The 16,568-nt window shown below is 59.7% G+C and carries 20 protein-coding genes; 10 read left to right on the top strand and 10 right to left on the bottom strand.

The features are described 5' to 3' along the window. Positions 1–589: 589 nt before the first annotated feature. On the top strand, positions 590–1,564 hold the full coding sequence (locus AB4O16_RS08355) for a L,D-transpeptidase family protein (RefSeq protein WP_160388934.1): 975 nt from the start codon (positions 590–592) through the stop codon (positions 1,562–1,564). 124 nt (positions 1,565–1,688) lie between these two features. Here AB4O16_RS08355 and oprI read toward each other — a convergent pair whose 3' ends face one another. Then, positions 1,689–1,940 carry an outer membrane lipoprotei OprI gene (gene oprI / locus AB4O16_RS08350; RefSeq protein WP_003199355.1) on the bottom strand — a complete coding sequence of 84 codons (252 nt, stop codon included), beginning with the start codon at positions 1,938–1,940 and terminating at the stop codon, positions 1,689–1,691. Between the two features lie 640 nt (positions 1,941–2,580). Between oprI and AB4O16_RS08345 the strand changes: the two genes are divergently transcribed. Continuing rightward, entirely contained in the window at positions 2,581–2,868 is a 288-nt protein-coding gene (locus AB4O16_RS08345; RefSeq protein ID WP_007973562.1) for a GNAT family N-acetyltransferase, read from the top strand. Between the two features lie 84 nt (positions 2,869–2,952). Here AB4O16_RS08345 and AB4O16_RS08340 read toward each other — a convergent pair whose 3' ends face one another. Continuing rightward, positions 2,953–4,029: a 3-deoxy-7-phosphoheptulonate synthase gene (locus AB4O16_RS08340; protein ID WP_160388935.1), complete on the bottom strand. Its 1,077-nt coding sequence runs from the start codon at positions 4,027–4,029 to the stop codon at positions 2,953–2,955. A 187-nt stretch (positions 4,030–4,216) separates the two neighbouring features. Then, complete coding sequence (locus AB4O16_RS08335; protein WP_110659444.1) at positions 4,217–4,660, bottom strand: PilZ domain-containing protein; 444 nt, start codon at positions 4,658–4,660, stop codon at positions 4,217–4,219. Here AB4O16_RS08335 and AB4O16_RS08330 point away from each other — a divergent pair. The 5 genes from AB4O16_RS08330 to cysB all read left to right on the top strand — a co-directional run bounded on the left by AB4O16_RS08330 (position 4,659) and on the right by cysB (position 8,614). Further along, entirely contained in the window at positions 4,659–5,045 is a 387-nt protein-coding gene (locus AB4O16_RS08330) for a thioredoxin family protein (RefSeq protein ID WP_460157508.1), read from the top strand. The genes AB4O16_RS08335 and AB4O16_RS08330 overlap by 2 nt on opposite strands. After that, positions 5,042–5,995, top strand: coding sequence for a putative 2-dehydropantoate 2-reductase (locus AB4O16_RS08325; protein ID WP_460157507.1), 954 nt, complete (start codon positions 5,042–5,044; stop codon positions 5,993–5,995). Before AB4O16_RS08330 ends, AB4O16_RS08325 begins: the two co-directional genes overlap by 4 nt. Before the next feature lie 26 nt (positions 5,996–6,021). Continuing rightward, entirely contained in the window at positions 6,022–6,927 is a 906-nt protein-coding gene (locus AB4O16_RS08320; RefSeq protein ID WP_150717542.1) for a 5'-nucleotidase, read from the top strand. A 95-nt stretch (positions 6,928–7,022) separates the two neighbouring features. Next, positions 7,023–7,526, top strand: coding sequence for a universal stress protein (locus tag AB4O16_RS08315; RefSeq protein ID WP_160388939.1), 504 nt, complete (start codon positions 7,023–7,025; stop codon positions 7,524–7,526). Between the two features lie 113 nt (positions 7,527–7,639). Next, entirely contained in the window at positions 7,640–8,614 is a 975-nt protein-coding gene (gene cysB / locus AB4O16_RS08310; protein ID WP_015094029.1) for an HTH-type transcriptional regulator CysB, read from the top strand. A gap of 16 nt (positions 8,615–8,630) precedes the next feature. Here the strand turns inward: cysB and AB4O16_RS08305 are convergent, their stop codons facing one another. Continuing rightward, entirely contained in the window at positions 8,631–9,113 is a 483-nt protein-coding gene (locus AB4O16_RS08305; RefSeq protein WP_460157506.1) for a GreA/GreB family elongation factor, read from the bottom strand. Positions 9,114–9,115: 2 nt separating this feature from the next. Continuing rightward, positions 9,116–9,526 (bottom strand): hypothetical protein, encoded by a 411-nt coding sequence (locus AB4O16_RS08300; protein ID WP_160388941.1) that lies wholly within the window; start codon positions 9,524–9,526, stop codon positions 9,116–9,118. A 124-nt stretch (positions 9,527–9,650) separates the two neighbouring features. On the opposite strand from AB4O16_RS08300, the gene earP reads away from it, so the two are divergent. Further along, complete coding sequence (earP, locus tag AB4O16_RS08295; protein ID WP_160388942.1) at positions 9,651–10,793, top strand: elongation factor P maturation arginine rhamnosyltransferase EarP; 1,143 nt, start codon at positions 9,651–9,653, stop codon at positions 10,791–10,793. Positions 10,794–10,841: 48 nt separating this feature from the next. After that, positions 10,842–11,411, top strand: coding sequence for an elongation factor P (locus AB4O16_RS08290; RefSeq protein ID WP_160388943.1), 570 nt, complete (start codon positions 10,842–10,844; stop codon positions 11,409–11,411). A 131-nt stretch (positions 11,412–11,542) separates the two neighbouring features. Here AB4O16_RS08290 and AB4O16_RS08285 read toward each other — a convergent pair whose 3' ends face one another. The 4 genes from AB4O16_RS08285 to AB4O16_RS08270 all read right to left on the bottom strand — a co-directional run bounded on the left by AB4O16_RS08285 (position 11,543) and on the right by AB4O16_RS08270 (position 14,845). Continuing rightward, complete coding sequence (locus tag AB4O16_RS08285) at positions 11,543–12,559, bottom strand: alpha/beta hydrolase (protein WP_460157505.1); 1,017 nt, start codon at positions 12,557–12,559, stop codon at positions 11,543–11,545. Positions 12,560–12,593: 34 nt separating this feature from the next. Next, entirely contained in the window at positions 12,594–13,013 is a 420-nt protein-coding gene (locus tag AB4O16_RS08280; protein WP_046031808.1) for an organic hydroperoxide resistance protein, read from the bottom strand. A 346-nt stretch (positions 13,014–13,359) separates the two neighbouring features. Continuing rightward, complete coding sequence (locus AB4O16_RS08275; protein WP_160389306.1) at positions 13,360–13,821, bottom strand: MarR family winged helix-turn-helix transcriptional regulator; 462 nt, start codon at positions 13,819–13,821, stop codon at positions 13,360–13,362. A 67-nt stretch (positions 13,822–13,888) separates the two neighbouring features. Continuing rightward, positions 13,889–14,845, bottom strand: coding sequence for a LysR family transcriptional regulator (locus AB4O16_RS08270; protein ID WP_460157504.1), 957 nt, complete (start codon positions 14,843–14,845; stop codon positions 13,889–13,891). A gap of 125 nt (positions 14,846–14,970) precedes the next feature. Between AB4O16_RS08270 and AB4O16_RS08265 the strand changes: the two genes are divergently transcribed. Beyond that, the gene (locus AB4O16_RS08265; protein ID WP_460158044.1) at positions 14,971–15,705 is read left to right on the top strand and encodes a sulfite exporter TauE/SafE family protein; all 735 of its coding nucleotides are present in this window, start codon (positions 14,971–14,973) and stop codon (positions 15,703–15,705) included. Here AB4O16_RS08265 and AB4O16_RS08260 read toward each other — a convergent pair. Then, positions 15,695–16,549, bottom strand: a complete 855-nt coding sequence (locus AB4O16_RS08260; protein WP_460157503.1) for a LysR substrate-binding domain-containing protein — start codon at positions 16,547–16,549, stop codon at positions 15,695–15,697. The two genes, AB4O16_RS08265 and AB4O16_RS08260, sit on opposite strands and share 11 nt — an antisense overlap. Positions 16,550–16,568: the final 19 nt, after the last annotated feature.

Below are 16,568 nucleotides of genomic sequence, written 5' to 3'. Positions count from 1 at the left end.
GGAAGCCGACCAATATCTCCCAGACATACGTCGATCCCTTGTAGGAGCTGGCTTGCTAGCGATGGCGGCCTGGATGCCAACCAATCTCTCTCAGATGTACTCAATCTCTGTAGGAGCCCGGCTTGCCGGCGATGGCGGTGTGTCAGGTGCCGCAGGGTTGGCTGGGATGGCGCCATCGCCGGCAAGTCGGATCGCCGCACCGCAGCTCCTACAAGGAGGTATGTACAGCCTCGCGATCAGGCCGGCCGGCAGGCCGCCTCGCTTTGGCTTTTTGATCTTCTTGCCCCCTCGAGAGGATGCCGAGCCACAGCGAGGCACCAAACGAAAGGGGCAAGAGTGTTACTTGGGGCCGGGCGGCGTTCCGTTTTTCCAAGTGACCCGCCGTAAGGGCAGAACCAATAGCCGCCATTACCGCAAAAACGGATATGTACACGTTCAAAAAAGTCAGGCCATCGCTCTATCCCACGCGAAATCGAGGATCGCCAAACACCTTGTATCGCCTGCAAACAGGCCATCTCCCCGAAATAACGGGCGGCAGTGTACAATCGCGTTCTTATACCCTCAGTTGATCATGCGAAGGATTTTCCGGATGTTGCCGCGCTTTCCTGCCGTCACCCGCTGCCTGACCCTTGCCGCCCTTTTTGTGGCCGGCCCTGTCGCAGCATTGGAGCTTCCCCTGCCACCGCCCGGCGAGGACATCATCGGCCAGGTGCAGGTGATCAAGGCCAAGTATGAAGACACCTTCGCCGACCTTGGTACTACCTACGATCTGGGCTACACGGAAATGGTCGCGGCCAACCCGGGTGTCGATGCCTGGTTGCCGGGCGCCGGCACGGAAATCATTCTGCCGACCCGCTTCATCCTGCCACCAGGCCCGCGTGAAGGCATCGTGATCAACCTGGCCGAGTACCGCCTCTACTACTACCCCAAAGGCAAGAACGTGGTTTACACGTTCCCGCTGGGTATCGGTCGCGAAGGCTGGGGCTCGCCGATTGCCCATACCAGCATCACCGCCAAGACACCCAACCCGACCTGGACGCCTCCGGCGTCGATCAAGGCCGAGCACGCGGCAGACGGTGATCCGCTGCCCAACGTCGTGCCGGCAGGCCCTGACAACCCGCTGGGGCCCTTCAAGTTCACCCTGGGCACACCGGGCTACCTGATCCACGGTTCGAACAAGAAGTTCGGCATCGGCATGCGCACCAGCCACGGCTGCTTCCGCATGTTCAACAACAACGTGCTGGAAATGGCGGGCATGGTGCCGGTCGGTACGTCCGTGCGGATCATCAACGACCCGTACAAGTTCGGCATGAGTGGCGGCAAGGTCTATCTGGAGGCGCATACGCCGCTGGATGACAAGGGCAACCCGTCGGTGGTCGACAAGCACACCGCGGTCATCAATGCGATGCTCAAGCGCGAAGACATCACCAACAACCTGCGCATGAACTGGGATGTGGTGCGTGATGTGGTCGCCGCTGAAGACGGCCTGCCGGTGGAAATCGCTGTGCCGGGCAACGGCGCCGCGCCGATGGTGTCGAGCACGCCGATCGACCCGCTGCAGTAACGCAGGTCAGGAACCCGTCGGCGCGGACCGCGTCGACGGGTTTTTTATTGCCTGGAGAAACACCGGGCAATAAAAAAAGCCGACCCAAAAAATGGGTCGGCTTGATAACAATCCCGAAGGACTATTACTTGCGGCTAGCTTTGTCCAGCATGCGCAGAGCACGCTCGTTAGCTTCGTCAGCAGTCTGTTGTGCTTTTTGAGCAGCAGCCAGAGCTTCATCAGCTTTACGGTAAGCTTCGTCTGCACGAGCCTGGGAGCGAGCAGCTGCGTCTTCAGTAGCGGTCAGACGTGCTTCGGTTTCTTTCGATGCGCTGCTGCAACCGGTAGCCAGAACTGCGGCCAGAGCCAGAGCAGAGAATTTCAGAACGTTGTTCATCGTGTTCCCCTTCAAGGACTTTCTATTAAGTAGCTATCTCCTCCGATTGAGGAAATAGCCGGCGTACATACTACCCATTACTTGTAGTAAGTAAAACTGACGTGAAGCAAGAAGCAAAAAAAATTGTAGGCGTTGATTCTTTTTCGAGCAACTTTTAACTGAGCTGTTTAAAAAATATCCAGCTGCAAGGCCCGTTGCTGAGCGAGCTGGCGAGAAAAAGTTCCCGCTGCACAGTGCTCTTTTTCCCGGTCTGGCTAAAGTCCGCCTAGATGGATTCGTCTACACTTTTGTTCGGCTTTTGCGCAGCAGCTCTCAATATCTTTCTCGATGTTCAGGTGACTTTAACAACGGGCGCTCGTCTTAAGTCTCAACATCCGGCAATGTTCAGGCTATCGACCCGCAGTAACCCTCGGTCGAGCCATTCCTGCGTGAACCGGAGCAGCACCCGCCAACCTGCACGATGACGAGCGCACCTTGAGCATTTCTGTCAATGGTGCCTACTATTTGTACGTGCTCGGTAGCGCGAGATCGGTGCAGCTCTTCTCGGTGTCCATTCAGGCACGGGGTGGCGTAGATGTTCCTTCGCCGGAAAAACATCGGTAAGGTAGAGGTCGGAATTCCAGACCCGCGAGGAGTAGTGATGAGCGAGGCGTTGTCCATCCACCATGACCAGGCTGGTCATCAGTTCGAGACCAATGTGGACGGTCATCGTGCCTATCTGACCTATATGGATCTGGGGAAGCAGACCCTGGATATCTATCGTACTTTCGTGCCCAACGCATTGCGTGGTCGCGGTATTGCGGCAGCCTTGACCGAGAAGGCGCTGGAGTACGCTGACGAAATGGGCTACACCGTCATTCCATCGTGCTCCTACGTCGAGCGCTACATGGAGCGTCACCAGCGGCATGCGGCCAAGCTGAGTCAGTGACCTTCAGAACAACGAATGCAAAAAAAACGCCGGGTTCTACCCGGCGTTTTTTTGTCTGCGCTTTTTGTGCGGCCAGTTTGGCGATCAGTTGCGATCGCGTTTAGGCAGCACATCCTTGAGCTTGGCATGCATGCTGCGCAAGGTGTTTTCGGTCGCGGTCCAGTCGATGCAGGCGTCGGTGATCGATACGCCGTATTGCAGGTCGGCGAGGTCTTTCGGGATTGCCTGGGCGCCCCAGTTCAGGTGGCTTTCAACCATCAGGCCGATGATCGACTGGTTGCCTTCGAGGATCTGGTTGGCGACGTTCTCCATCACCAGCGGTTGCAGGGCCGGATCCTTGTTGGAGTTGGCGTGGCTGCAATCGACCATGATGTTCGGCTTGATCTTGGCCTTGTTCAGCGCCTGCTCGCAGAGCGCAACGCTGACCGAATCGTAGTTCGGCTTGCCGTTGCCGCCGCGCAGCACCACATGACCGTAGGCATTGCCCTTGGTGGTCACGATCGACACGCCGCCTTCCTGGTTGATGCCCAGGAACCGGTGCGGGCTGGAAACCGACTGCAGGGCGTTGATCGCCACGGTCAGGCCGCCATCGGTACCGTTCTTGAAGCCGACGGCCGAGGACAGGCCGGACGCCATTTCACGGTGAGTCTGGGATTCGGTGGTGCGCGCGCCGATGGCCGACCAGCTGATCAGGTCCTGCAGATACTGCGGGGAGATCGGGTCGAGGGCTTCGGTGGCGGTCGGCAGGCCTTTTTCAGCCAGGTCCAGCAGCAACTGGCGGCCGATGTGCAAGCCATCCTGGATCTTGAACGAGTCGTCCAGGTACGGGTCGTTGATCAAGCCTTTCCAGCCGACGGTAGTGCGTGGCTTCTCGAAATACACGCGCATGACCAGATACAGGGTATCGGACACTTCGGCAGCGAGTGCCTTCAGGCGATCGGCATATTCGTGGGCGGCCTTGATGTCGTGGATCGAGCAAGGCCCGATGACGACGAACAGGCGGTGGTCGGTGCCATCCAGGATGTTGCGAATGACTTCGCGGCCCTTGGTGACGGTGCGCAGTGCGGCGTCGCTCAGGGGAATATCGCGCTTGAGCTGATCAGGAGTGATCAGCGTCTCGTTGGAGGCGACGTTTAGGTCGTTGATCGGTAAATCAGCCATCGTTTACTCGTCAGGTCACGGGTGCCGGCCGCCAGCGAACCCGCGCGGCGGAGCACAGCAAATTAAGCGCGTCGGGGAGCCGAACCTTAGCGCGTTACACCGTGGCTCGACAATGGGCAGACGCCGGTTTGGTGGGCTTTCGCAGTCAGTTTCCCTGCCGCAGGGGGCAAACTGATCAAGAACGCTCCTATTCCGGCACAGGCTGCGCAAAAGCCTTGCGCACCGATTCGTGAGAGAACTCGTCGGCATGTTCCTGGACCCATTCGAGGGCCAGGGCCTGAATACCCTGCAAATCTTCGTGGGCGTCATGCAGGCGGCAGTAGCGTTCGATCTGGCACACCTGCTCACCCATCCGGGCGCTGAACAGCGTTTGTTCGTCGACGAAGGCGATGCCCACCAGATATCCGCGTTTGCGCCGCAGGCACCAGGCGACATAGCCCAGGTAGCGCATGTCCGGGTTCACGGTCGGCATGCGTACCTCGAGCGCCGTGCCGTGACGCCACGCGCGGTGATAATTGCAAGCCATGCCCCCGAGGCTGATAGTGTGCAGCTGTCGTCGCGAAATACAATCAGGTTTCAGCAACGTTAATTCGACGGGAACATCGTCAGGGTGAGGAATAAAACGTCCCATGAACACAGACTCCATGTGTCGGCCATCTGACATTGTTTCCCCCAGTATAGTGGTCGAATTGGAACTGACCGATTTTGACGCCGACCAACGGCTGCTGGCGATGAGCGGCGTATCGCTGGTTATTTTCACCAGTGTCGGCTGCGCCAGTTGCCGTTTTGCCCGGGAGCAATTGCCGACACTCGACCTGGCAGTCGATCGCCTGTGCTGGATCGATGCCGGCAACAACGGCGGGGTGGTCGAGCGTTATCAGGTCTTTCACTTGCCGGCGCTGTTTGTCGTTCGCGACGGCGAATTCTTCGGAGCACTGAAATCGCGCCTGACCGACACCGAACTCAATCGGGCGGTGCGCCAGGCGCTGGGTCGAACAGCAGAGGAGTTGCCATGATGGGGACAGTTGCCAGGCCGACGATCGGCATTATCGGGACCGGCGCAATCGGCGGTTTCTACGGGGTGATGTTGGCGCGTGCCGGTTTTGATGTGCATTTTCTGCTGCGCAGCGAGTTTTCCGCGGTGGCCGAGCACGGGTTGCAAGTCGATAGCGCGCCCCATGGAGCGCTGAAGCTGAACCCGGTGCAGGCTTACTCGAACGCTGAAGACATGCCGCCCTGCGACTGGCTGCTGGTGGGCGCGAAAACCACCAGCAACGCAGGCCTTGCGCCCGCGATCCTGCAAGCGGCGGCACCGAACGCCAAAGTGCTGCTGTTGCAAAATGGCCTGGACGTCGAAGACAGCCTACGTGAGTTGCTCCCCGATTCACTGCATGTGCTCGGTGGGCTCTGCTACATCTGCGTCCATCGCGAGGCGCCGGGCGTCATCACCCATCAGGCGCTGGGCGCGGTGCACGTTGGATATCACAGCGGTCCCGCCGAAGGGCCGACACGCACTGCGATCGTCGAGGAGGGTGTCGGTCTGTTTCGCAGCGCCGGCCTCGATTCCCAGGCGATGGCGAATTTGCATCAGGCGCGCTGGCAAAAACTGGTCTGGAATATTCCTTACAACGGTCTCTCGGTTTTGCTGGGGGCGAGCACCACGCCGTTGATGGCCGATGCCGACAGTCGCGAGCTGATCAAGGCGCTGATGGCTGAAGTGGTGCAAGGCGCAATTGCCTGCGGGCACGACGTACCGGCGGGGTATGCCGAGCACTTGTTCATGGTGACTGAAAAAATGCCCGACTACTGGCCGAGCATGTATCACGACTTCCTGCACAAGCGGCCGCTGGAACTGGCCGCCATCTACGCCCGGCCACTGGCGGCAGCCAAGGCCGCGGGGTGTGAAATGCCGCGCATCGAGGCCTTGTATCGCAGCTTGAGTTTCATTGATCGACGCAACACCTGAGTCGACCGACCTGAGGGGGGAAGGGCATGCCAAAGGCAATTGACGACAAGCTGGTACTGGCGATTTCTTCGCGCGCGCTGTTCGATCTGAGCGAAAGCCACAAGGTCTATCTGGCGAGCGGCGTCGAAGCCTACCGGCAGTATCAGATCGAACACGAGGACGAAATCCTCGAGCCCGGCGATGCCTTTCCGTTGGTGCAAAAACTCTTGAACCTCAACAACAGCCTCGGCCGCGCCCGGGTCGAGGTGATTCTGGTGTCGCGCAACAGCGCCGACACCGGGCTGCGGGTATTCAACTCGATCGACCACTACGGACTGGCGATTTCCCGTGCGGCATTTGTCGGCGGGCGCAGTCCGTATCCCTACCTCAAGGCCTTCGGCTGCGACCTGTTTCTTTCCACTCACGCCGAAGACGTACGCAGTGCCCTGGACGCCGGGTTCGCCGCGGCGACCATTTTGTCGGGCGGCGCCAGCCGTGCGGCCAGCGACGAGCTGCGCATTGCCTTCGACGGCGACGCGGTGCTGTTTTCCGATGAGTCGGAGCGCATCTATCAGGCCGGTGGTCTGGAAGCGTTCCAGGCCAGCGAGCGCGAGGCCGCCCGCGAGCCGTTGCGTGGCGGGCCGTTCAAGGGCTTTCTCGCCGCCCTCAATCTGTTGCAGCGTGAATTCCCGGAGGACGCCTGTCCGATCCGCACCGCGCTGGTTACGGCGCGGTCGGCGCCGGCCCATGAGCGGGTCATCCGCACGTTGCGCGAGTGGGACATCCGTCTCGATGAGTCGCTGTTCCTCGGCGGCCTGACCAAGTCCGCCTTTCTCGAAGCCTTCGCGGCCGATGTGTTTTTCGACGACCAGGCCGGCCACTGCGAGTTGGCCCGTGAAGTCGTCGCCACCGGTCATGTGCCCCATGGCATAAGCAACGAGCAAAAGGTTTAAGCCCGCCGTTCAATGTGTTGCGCCGGACGTCGTAGTCGCCAAGGCACTGCTAAGCTGAATCAAATCTCCGCCATGTTGGCAGTCGAGGAGGTCATATGATTCGTTCGATGCTGTACGCCACTGACCTTGGCCTGTACGCGCCCGTGGTGATGCAGCATGCCCTGGAGCTGGCCCGGTCGTTCAATGCCAGTTTGTATGTCGTGCATGCGGTTGAGCCCATGGGGTTGTTTGCCGAATCGGTGCTGCAAAGCTATCTCGATGAACAGGCGCTGAACGAGTTTCACAGCCAGGGTCTCAATACGGTGATTGCCAGTATCGAGCAGCGGGTGCTCGACAGTTTTCGTGAGGAGCTGGGGGAAGAGGGGGAGCACGACCTGGAGCGGATTCAGGCAGTACGGGTGCTGCAGGGCGATCCGTCGCAGGTGATTCTGGACCAGGCTCAGAAACTCTCCGTGGATTTATTGATCGTAGGTAGTCACAGCCATGGTGCTGGTGCGGAAACGCCGCTGGGGCGTACCGCCGCCCGTGTGTTGCAACTGTCCAAGGTGCCGGTCTACCTGGTGCCGCTGGTGCAACGTCGTCGTCAAGGGGATCGCTAGAACACGAATAGTGGCAATCTGATAAAAAAGTTCTAGATTTATTCTTCATGCCATTAATATAGTTATATATCGTCGCTGATGCCCGTGGCGTCTACCTGCTTTGAGGGATTCATATGAAGCTTCAACAATTGCGCTACATCTGGGAAGTGGCGCACCACGACCTCAACGTTTCCGCTACAGCCCAAAGCCTTTACACCTCTCAACCCGGCATCAGCAAGCAGATCCGCCTGCTCGAAGACGAACTGGGCGTCGAGGTTTTTGCCCGCAGCGGCAAGCATCTGACCCGGGTCACCCCGGCCGGTGAACGTATCATCACCACCGCCGGCGAGATTCTGCGCAAGGTCGAAAGCATCAAGCAGATCGCCCAGGAGTTCTCCAACGAGAAGAAAGGCACCCTGTCGATCGCCACCACTCACACCCAGGCGCGTTATGCGCTGCCGCCGGTGATCAGCAATTTCATCAAGCAATACCCGGACGTTGCCCTGCACATGCACCAGGGTTCGCCGATGCAAATCGCCGAAATGGCCGCCGACGGCACCGTGGATTTCGCCATCGCCACCGAAGCGTTGGAGTTGTTCGGCGATCTGGTGATGATGCCGTGCTACCGCTGGAACCGCTGCGTGGTCGTGCCTCAGGGCCACCCGCTGACCAAGCTGTCGAAACTGACCCTCGAAGCGCTGGCCGAGTACCCGATCGTGACGTACGTGTTCGGTTTTACCGGCCGTTCGAAACTCGACGAAGCGTTCAGCCATCGTGGTCTGACGCCGAAAGTGGTGTTCACCGCCGCCGACGCCGACGTGATCAAGACCTATGTTCGCCTGGGGCTGGGCGTGGGCATCGTGGCGAAAATGGCCGTCGACACCAAGCTCGACAGCGACCTGGTCGTGCTCGATGCCAGTGAGTTGTTCGAGTCCAGCGTGACCAAGATCGGCTTCCGTCGCGGCACCTTCCTGCGTGGTTTCATGTGCGATTTCATCGAGAAATTCGCGCCGCACCTGACCCGTGAAGTCATGGCCAAGGCCATTCAATGCCATAACAAGCAGGAACTGGAAGAGCTGTTCGAAGGCGTCGAACTGCCCGTTCACTGATAGCGTTTCATTCCTCTCAGACGACCTCGGTGACAGCGAACTGTTGCCGAGCGCCCGCCACCGTAATTTCCACCTCATCGCCCTCGAACTTGCCCAGCAGGCTTTTGCCCAGCGGTGAGCGCGGGGTAATGACGGTGATCAGTTGCCCCACCAGGTCGACCTTCAGTCCGGCGGCATCGGGGGCGAGAAACAGCCATTGCTCGCGACCCTTTTCGTCCTCGAGCCCGAGCAGCGCACCCACTTCGATGCCCCGCTGATCGTCATAGGGGCGCAGGGCGAGATTCTGGCAGAGGGCCAGTGACTGGCGAATCTCCTCGACTCTTCTGGCTTGCCCGGCGGCGAGATACGAAGCTTCCAGTCCCAGGGTGTCGTACTTGTTCTCGGCGATGTTTTCTTCGTGGGTCGCCGTTTCGTAAGCGGTTTGCGCAGCCCGTTCGGCGATGTCGAGATCGATCCGCAGCTTGTCGAGAATCAGTTGGTGGATGCTGTGCTTATTCATGATCAATCGCAGAATTGCAGGACATTGGCGCGGCTTTTTTCGCTGGGTGCAGTGCGGTCCTGTTGCAGCCAGAACTGACAGTTCGGGTTGGCCAGGTTGCGACTGCTGCTGCGCGCCTGATCGAGCCGTTGCTGTTGCTCGTTCTTGCGCAGGTTCTCTTCGTATTGTTCGAACAGCGGGCTCTGTGGCGGGATGTCCGGCACGGGTTGAGCCACCGCGGGAGGTTTGGCCAATTGCTCCACGGCTGTCGCCACGGGTGCCAGTTGTTCGTTGAACAGCAGGCGCGAAGCGAGCCAGCAGGTCAGCGCGATGGCAATGAATCCCAGCCACATGCCCAGGGCGATGCTGCCGGTCAGTTGCAGGGCGTTGAGGCTGATCGGGAAGGAGCGGCGCGGCGTGGGACGGTGGGGCATGCTTGCCTCCTGGCGAAAGGTCACTGGCGAGGGGGGATTGTCGCATGAAGAATAATCGCCGTCGGCTCTTCTGCACGGGGTAATTTATGCGGACAATCGGCGCCTTTGCCAACGGGAGCCTGGAATGCCTGAACTGAAAACCCGCTGGGATATTTTTTGCACTGTGGTCGACAATTTCGGCGACATCGGCGTGACCTGGCGCCTGGCCCGGCAGCTGGTGGCCGAGCATGGGCTGGCAGTGCGTCTATGGGTCGATGATTTGCGCGCCTTCGAGCGTATTTGTCCGCAAATCGACACCCACGCCCTGCAGCAGTGGCAGCAGGGCGTCGAAGTGCGTCAGTGGCCAGCCGAGTGGCAGCCGACCGAAGCCGCCGATGTGGTGATCGCCGCATTTGCCTGCCAATTGCCGAGCGCCTATATGGACGCCATGGTCGAACGGGAAAAGACGCCGCTATGGATGAACCTCGACTACCTGAGTGCCGAGGACTGGGTGATCGGCTGCCACGGCTTGCCCTCGGTGAAGTACAAAAACGTACAGAAGTTCTTTTTCTTCCCGGGGTTCCAGAAGGGCACGGGCGGGTTGCTGCGTGAAAGCGGGTTGCTGGAACGGCGTCGGCAATTCCAGCAAGACCCACAAGCTCAAACGGAATTCCTGCAAGGACTGGGGATTGATCGTGCCCCCGGCGCGCAGTTGATCTCATTGTTTGCCTACGAAAACACCGCGCTGGCCAGTTGGCTCGATGCGATGGCCGGCGATTCGACGGCCACTCATCTTCTGGTGCCGGAAGGGCGGATTCTCGGTGATGTCGAACGATGGCTCGGTGTGGAGGGGCTGGCGGCCGGCGCCGTGCATGTGCGTGATGCCCTGACCGTGCAGGTGCTGCCATTCGTCCGCCAGGACCAGTACGACGGCTTGCTGTGGTGCTGCGATTTCAACGCCGTACGCGGCGAAGACTCCTTCGTGCGCGCTCAATGGGCTGGCCGGCCATTCCTCTGGCACATCTACCGGCAGGAAGAAGACATCCATCTGGACAAGCTCGAAGCCTTCCTCGAACTCTATGTAAAGGGACTTTCCGAGCCCGCGCGGGAGGCGATCAGCGGTCTTTGGCGGGCCTGGAACGCCGGCGAAAAAATGGCCGACCACTGGCAATTCACCCGTAAACACTGGCCAGAGCTGGAAAAACACGCCGAGACGTGGTGTCTGGAACAGGCCTTGCAGGCCGATCTTGCCACGGCGCTGGTACAGTTTTATGGAAATTGGATATGATACGCGGCCTAGATTTTTGTAAATCCCATCCAAATTCGGATATTCGCAATGAAAACTGGTAAAGAACTGAAACCCGGGACCGTGATTCGTCTCGAAAACGATCCTTGGCTGGTTCAGAAAGCTGAATTCACCAAGTCCGGTCGTAACAGCGCGATCATGAAGACCAAGCTGAAGAACCTGCTGACCGGTTACAAGACCGAGATCGTTTACAGCGCCGATGACAAACTGGACGACGTAATCCTCGACCGCAAAGAAGCGACCCTGTCCTTCATCAGCGGCGACACCTACACGTTCATGGACACCACCGACTACACCATGTACGAGCTGAACGCCGAAGACATCGAAAGTGTTCTGCCTTTCGTTGAAGAAGGCATGACCGACGTTTGCGAAGCGATCTTCTTCGAAGAACGTCTGGTTTCCGTAGAGCTGCCGACCACTATCGTGCGTCAGGTTGACTACACCGAAGGTTCCGCTCGCGGTGACACTTCCGGCAAGGTGATGAAGCCTGCCAAACTGAAGAACGGTACCGAACTGTCGGTTGCTGACTTCATCGAAATCGGCGACATGATCGAGATCGATACCCGCGAAGGCGGTTCCTACAAAGGCCGTGCCAAATAAGCACTGCTTGAGTAATGAAAAAGCCCGACCATCGAGTCGGGCTTTTTTGTGCCCTGTAGGAGCCCGGCTTTTCGGCGATGGCGTCCTTGAGACCGCTATCGCCGGCAAGCCGGGCTCCTACAGGGTGAGTGTTACTTCTTCAGGTGTTCCTTGAGCTCCTGCGAGGCCTGAAGCATCGCCGAACGCACCGCCGGCACCTGGCTCACTACGTTGAGCAAACCATAGTCGTGGATCATGCCGTTATAGCGAACCGAGGTCACCGGCACGCCGGCTTCATCGAGCTTGCGGGCGTAGGCTTCGCCTTCGTCGCGCAACACGTCGGCACCGGCGGTCTGCACCAGCGCTGGAGGCAATCCTTTCAACTGGGCGGTGGTTGCCCGCAGGGGTGAGGCATAAATCTCGTTACGCTGGTTGGCGTCGGTGGTGTAGTTGTCCCAGAACCACTTCATCATGTTTTTGGTGAGGAAGTGCCCTTCGGCGAACTGGTTGTAGGACGCGGTTTCGAAGTTGGCATCAGTCACCGGCCACAACAGCACCTGGAGCTTGATCGCCGGTGAGCCCTTGTCCTTGGCCATCAGCGCGACCACCGCCGCCATGTTGCCGCCGACACTGTTGCCGGCTACCGCCAGGCGCTGGCCATCGACGTTGATTTCCTTGCCGTGCTCGGCCACCCATTTTGTCGCGGCGTAAGCCTGGTTGATCGCCACCGGGTAGTGCGCTTCCGGCGACGGCGTGTAGTTGACGAAGACGGCCGCTGCACCGGAACCCGTCACCAGATCACGCACCAGCCGCTCGTGGGTCGGGAAGTCGCCCAGCACCCAGCCACCGCCGTGGAAGAACATGAACACCGGCAGCTCGCCCTTGACCCCGGCCGGCCGGACGATGGTCAGGCTGATCGGTTGGCCTTCGACTTGAATGGTCTTCTGGCTGACATCGGCTTTTGGCAGCGTCAGCTTCACCCCGGCCTGCGCCCCTACCAGAACGGCGCGGGCTTCGGCGGGCGTCATTTGTTCCATCGGCTTGCCGGTACCGGCGTTCAGAGCGTCGAGGAATGCCTGGGTGTTGTGTTCGACCCCGGTGCCTGCAAACGCGTTGCTGATGGACAGGGCGAGAAGGGTACCGGTCAAGACTTTGCTGAAAGTGTTCATGTTCGTTTCCTGTTCGGGCCTGGGGAGTCAGCGCTTAGACGGTTACGTGCAGACGCACATCGACGTTGCCACGGGTGGCGTTGGAGTACGGGCAGACCTGGTGGGCCGCGTCGACCAGCGCTTGTGCATCGGCCTGTTCAAGACCTGGCAGGCTGATGTGCAGGTCGATATCCAGACCGAAGCCGCCAGGGATCTGGCCGATGCCGACATGGGCAGTGATCGAGGCGTCGTTCGGGATGCTGCGCTTGGTCTGGCTGGCCACAAATTTCAGCGCGCCGATGAAGCAGGCAGAGTAGCCGGCGGCGAACAGTTGCTCGGGGTTGGTGGCTGCCCCACCGGCACCGCCGAGTTCTTTCGGGGTGGCGAGTTTGACGTCGAGGATGTTGTCGCTGGAAACCGCACGACCGTCACGGCCACCGGTGGAAGTTGCGATTGCGGTGTAGAGAGTTTGCATGGTGGAAGCCTCGTTCAGGGTTGGTTTATTTTGCGCTAAATGTTTGCGCGCTAAGTAAGTGCGAGATAAATGTATCTCGCAAATATTTAGTGTGCAAGATAATTTCTCAAAGAAATTTGAAATAGACGAAAAGGCAGCGGGGAGTTTTGGTTGGAAGTGTTGAGCTAGAGCTATCGAGGGGGATTTTCAAGAAAAAGTGGCGAACCCGGCTTTTCGGTCCCACGCAAAACAAATGTGGGAGCGAGCCTGCTTGCGAAGAGGCCGGCACATCCAACAGAGATGTCGACTGACCCACCGCTTTCGCGAGCAGGCTCGCTCCCACAGGGGGGATGTGCTGGCCTTGAAATTACAGGCTGTCTTGCAGATGGCGACGCAGTTCCTGCAGCTCCGCTTGCAGGTTTTGCAGGCGCTCCAGGGTCATCCCGCTGGCGCCGAGAATGCATTGGGGAACATCCCGGGCTTTGTCGCGCAAGGCCCGGCCCTGTTCGGTGAGTTCGACAATCACCACGCGCTCATCCTCACGGCTGCGGGTACGGCTCAGCAGGCCTTCGGCTTCCAGGCGCTTGAGCAGCGGCGTCAACGAGCCAGGATCGGTCAGCAATCGCGTGCTGATTTCCCCTACGGTCAAACCATCCCGTTCCCACAAAACCATCATCGCCAGGTATTGCGGGTAGGTCAGGCCCAGCGCTTGCAGCAAGGGTTTGTAGACCTTGGTCATCATCAGCGAAGTGGAATGCAGGGCGAAGCAGGCCTGATTGTCCAGCAGCAGGTTGTCGCAATTATCCGGGGTGTTGCGCTCGGTGGTCATGTCGAAGCCTTGATCTGTGATCTGAAGAATCTAGCGGGCGAATCTTTAATGCGCCAGATAATTCTGATCAGTGTTGCTGCAAATGGGTTTGCAGCAACAGATCCCAGGGCGGAACCGGGCTGAAGCGGGTTTTCAGGTACTCCAGCAACAAGCGGCTGCGGGAATTGGGTTGTTGTTCCAGGCGCAAGGCATAGATGCCGGTATTTTCCGCTTTCGGCAGGCCGCTGTCGCAGAACAGCGGCAGCAACTCACCGCGCAACAGGTATTCGCTGGCCAGCCAGGTTGGCAGATGCGCAATTCCCAGTCCGGCCAATGCGCCGCATACCAGTGCTTCGGCATTGTTGGCGCTCATGCGGACCCGCGTCGGCCGGTGCAATTGCATTTGTCCATCCCGCTCGAATCGCCAGGCGAAAAGCGGGGCCAGGCCATCCCAATCGAGTCCGTCATGGTCTGTCAGCTGTGACGGGTCGGTCGGCACGCCGCGGCGGCGCAAATAATCGGGGCTGGCACAGGCGATACGCACCATGCTCGCCAGAGGCGTGGCCACCAGTCGGGTGTCGGCCAATTGTCCGGCGCGCAGCACCAGATCGACCTTGCCGAGGTTCTGGCCCTGCATGTCGACGAAACTGTCGATCAGGTGCAATTGGACGTCGAGCCCCGGGTAGAGCATGAGGAAATCGGCAATCACCGGTGCCAGGTGTCGACGCCCGAAGGCTGCGGGTGCATCGATGCGAATCAGGCCTTCCGGGGCGCTGCTCAGGGACACCGCCTCGGCCCGGGCCAGGCGCAACTCGGCGACGATCCGCCGTGCCCGCTCGGCAAAAGCCAATCCCGCCGGGGTGGCGCGTACCGCGTGAGTGCTGCGGATGAACAATTGGCTGCCGACCGCGTTTTCCAGGCTGTCGATCCGCCGTGCCACGGCCGAAGGGGTTAACGGATGACGGCGTGAGGCGGCGGAAAAACTGCCGGTTTCCAGTACATCGAGGAACAAAGCCAATTGGTCGGTCAGTTGAGTGGGGTTCATGGCAGGTAAACGCTTATGCGAAGTTGGCACAGCCATTGTGCGTCGCTGTGCGTTTCCGCGCCAGAAGCAACTGCGTAGGATCGATTCCATGAAGTGAGGAGAAATTGGCCGTGATTGAGTTTCTGATGTACCTGGTCTTTGGTGCCGCCCTGGGCACGCTTGGCGGTTTGTTTGGAATCGGTGGCGGCCTGATTGCCATTCCGCTGCTGGGCGTGCTGTTCGGGCTCGACCAGCAGATTGCCCAAGGCACAGCGTTGGTGATGGTGGTGCCGAACGTGATGCTGGCGCTGTGGCGCTATCATCAGCGCAACCGGATCGAGCTGAGCCACGCGCTACCGTTGGCCATCATGGGATTCTGCTTCGCCTGGCTCGGATCGATCTGTGCCGTGGGCATTGATGCGCAAACCATGCGCATAGGCTTTGTCGCGTTCCTGATCGCACTGTCGGCGTACAACCTCGTGCGCATGTTCACCGCCAACGCCCCGGCGGCTTCGCAGATGAACTACTCATGGCCCTGGCTGGGCGTGCTTGGCGCTGCTTCCGGCACGATGGGCGGGCTGTTCGGCGTGGGGGGCGCGGTGGTGGCGACACCGGTGCTGACCAGTCTTTTCGGCACCAGCCAGGTTGTTGCGCAGGGGTTGTCATTGGCGCTGGCCTTGCCGAGTACCGGGGTTACGCTGGTGACCTACGCCGTGCACCATCAGGTCAGCTGGGTGATCGGCCTACCCTTGGCGGTCGGCGGGCTGATGAGCATCAGTTGGGGCGTGAAGGTTGCCCACGCATTGCCGGAGCGGTTGTTGCGCGGGCTGTTTTGCGGGTTCCTGGTGTTCTGCGCGGTGATGCTCGCCTTCAAAGTTTGAAGCCTTCAACGATGTGCTCGGCCAGGCACTCGGTGATGGGTGACGGGTTATGCAAATTGCGCACGAGCATGATGCTGGCCTCGGGCAACAACGGCAGATCCTCGGCTTCACCGAGGACGCGCATGTCCGCGGTAATCAGGCTTTCCAGCTGCGCGGTGACGGCAAGGCCGGCACTGACCACTGCCATGATCGCCGACAGGCTGTCACTGTTGTACGCCACCCGGTAATCGCGCCCCTGGGCATCGAGGGCATTGCAGGCCCACAGGCGGCAGAAGCAATCACTGTTGAACATCGCCAGCGGCAGCGGTGTCTGTTCGTGAGCGCTGTAGCATTGCGCCTCGGCCCAGACAAAACGTTCCTTGCGCAACAACTGGCCGATTTCGCTGCCCGGTTCGCGGGTCACGATGGACAGGTCCAAGTCCTGGCGCATCAACAGCTGTTTCGATGATTCGCAGTGCACTTCGATCTGGATCAGCGGGTAGGTCTGGGCAAACCGGCGCAGAATCCCCGGGAGGAATCGCATCACGTAATCGTCCGGCGTACCGATGCGCACCGTGCCGACCATGTCGGGCTCACGCAGGGTATTGAAGACCTCGCTGTGCAACTTGAGGATCCGCCGCGCATAGCCCAGCAATATCTGGCCTTCGGCGGTCAGTCGCACCTGCCGGCCGTCGCGTTGGAACAACTGGCGCTGCAGTACATCTTCTTCCAGTCGCTTCATCTGCATGCTGACGGCGGACTGAGTGCGGTTGACCAATTCACCTGCACGGGTAAAGCCACCCTGGTCGGCGATCGCGACGAAGGTACGCAGCACTTCGGTATCGATACTCGGGTAGGCGGACATCCATCAATCTCCGAGATGT

The sequence above is a fragment of the Pseudomonas sp. S2_H10 genome (genome assembly GCF_054668285.1).
Note: the sequence above shows the minus strand (reverse complement) of the source record. Positions and strands in the feature narration are given on the sequence as shown.

What these genes read in the sequence shown, in the direction of transcription:
- AB4O16_RS08355 (WP_160388934.1), top strand. Translation starts at nt 590, where the DNA reads ATGTTGCCGCGCTTTCCTGCCGTCACCCGCTGCCTGACCCTTGCCGCC.
- oprI (WP_003199355.1), bottom strand. Translation starts at nt 1,940, where the DNA reads ATGAACAACGTTCTGAAATTCTCTGCTCTGGCTCTGGCCGCAGTTCTG.
- AB4O16_RS08345 (WP_007973562.1), top strand. Translation starts at nt 2,581, where the DNA reads ATGAGCGAGGCGTTGTCCATCCACCATGACCAGGCTGGTCATCAGTTC.
- AB4O16_RS08340 (WP_160388935.1), bottom strand. Translation starts at nt 4,029, where the DNA reads ATGGCTGATTTACCGATCAACGACCTAAACGTCGCCTCCAACGAGACG.
- AB4O16_RS08330 (WP_460157508.1), top strand. Translation starts at nt 4,659, where the DNA reads ATGAACACAGACTCCATGTGTCGGCCATCTGACATTGTTTCCCCCAGT.
- AB4O16_RS08335 (WP_110659444.1), bottom strand. Translation starts at nt 4,660, where the DNA reads ATGGGACGTTTTATTCCTCACCCTGACGATGTTCCCGTCGAATTAACG.
- AB4O16_RS08325 (WP_460157507.1), top strand. Translation starts at nt 5,042, where the DNA reads ATGATGGGGACAGTTGCCAGGCCGACGATCGGCATTATCGGGACCGGC.
- AB4O16_RS08320 (WP_150717542.1), top strand. Translation starts at nt 6,022, where the DNA reads ATGCCAAAGGCAATTGACGACAAGCTGGTACTGGCGATTTCTTCGCGC.
- AB4O16_RS08315 (WP_160388939.1), top strand. Translation starts at nt 7,023, where the DNA reads ATGATTCGTTCGATGCTGTACGCCACTGACCTTGGCCTGTACGCGCCC.
- cysB (WP_015094029.1), top strand. Translation starts at nt 7,640, where the DNA reads ATGAAGCTTCAACAATTGCGCTACATCTGGGAAGTGGCGCACCACGAC.
- AB4O16_RS08305 (WP_460157506.1), bottom strand. Translation starts at nt 9,113, where the DNA reads ATGAATAAGCACAGCATCCACCAACTGATTCTCGACAAGCTGCGGATC.
- AB4O16_RS08300 (WP_160388941.1), bottom strand. Translation starts at nt 9,526, where the DNA reads ATGCCCCACCGTCCCACGCCGCGCCGCTCCTTCCCGATCAGCCTCAAC.
- earP (WP_160388942.1), top strand. Translation starts at nt 9,651, where the DNA reads ATGCCTGAACTGAAAACCCGCTGGGATATTTTTTGCACTGTGGTCGAC.
- AB4O16_RS08290 (WP_160388943.1), top strand. Translation starts at nt 10,842, where the DNA reads ATGAAAACTGGTAAAGAACTGAAACCCGGGACCGTGATTCGTCTCGAA.
- AB4O16_RS08285 (WP_460157505.1), bottom strand. Translation starts at nt 12,559, where the DNA reads ATGAACACTTTCAGCAAAGTCTTGACCGGTACCCTTCTCGCCCTGTCC.
- AB4O16_RS08280 (WP_046031808.1), bottom strand. Translation starts at nt 13,013, where the DNA reads ATGCAAACTCTCTACACCGCAATCGCAACTTCCACCGGTGGCCGTGAC.
- AB4O16_RS08275 (WP_160389306.1), bottom strand. Translation starts at nt 13,821, where the DNA reads ATGACCACCGAGCGCAACACCCCGGATAATTGCGACAACCTGCTGCTG.
- AB4O16_RS08270 (WP_460157504.1), bottom strand. Translation starts at nt 14,845, where the DNA reads ATGAACCCCACTCAACTGACCGACCAATTGGCTTTGTTCCTCGATGTA.
- AB4O16_RS08265 (WP_460158044.1), top strand. Translation starts at nt 14,971, where the DNA reads ATGTACCTGGTCTTTGGTGCCGCCCTGGGCACGCTTGGCGGTTTGTTT.
- AB4O16_RS08260 (WP_460157503.1), bottom strand. Translation starts at nt 16,549, where the DNA reads ATGTCCGCCTACCCGAGTATCGATACCGAAGTGCTGCGTACCTTCGTC.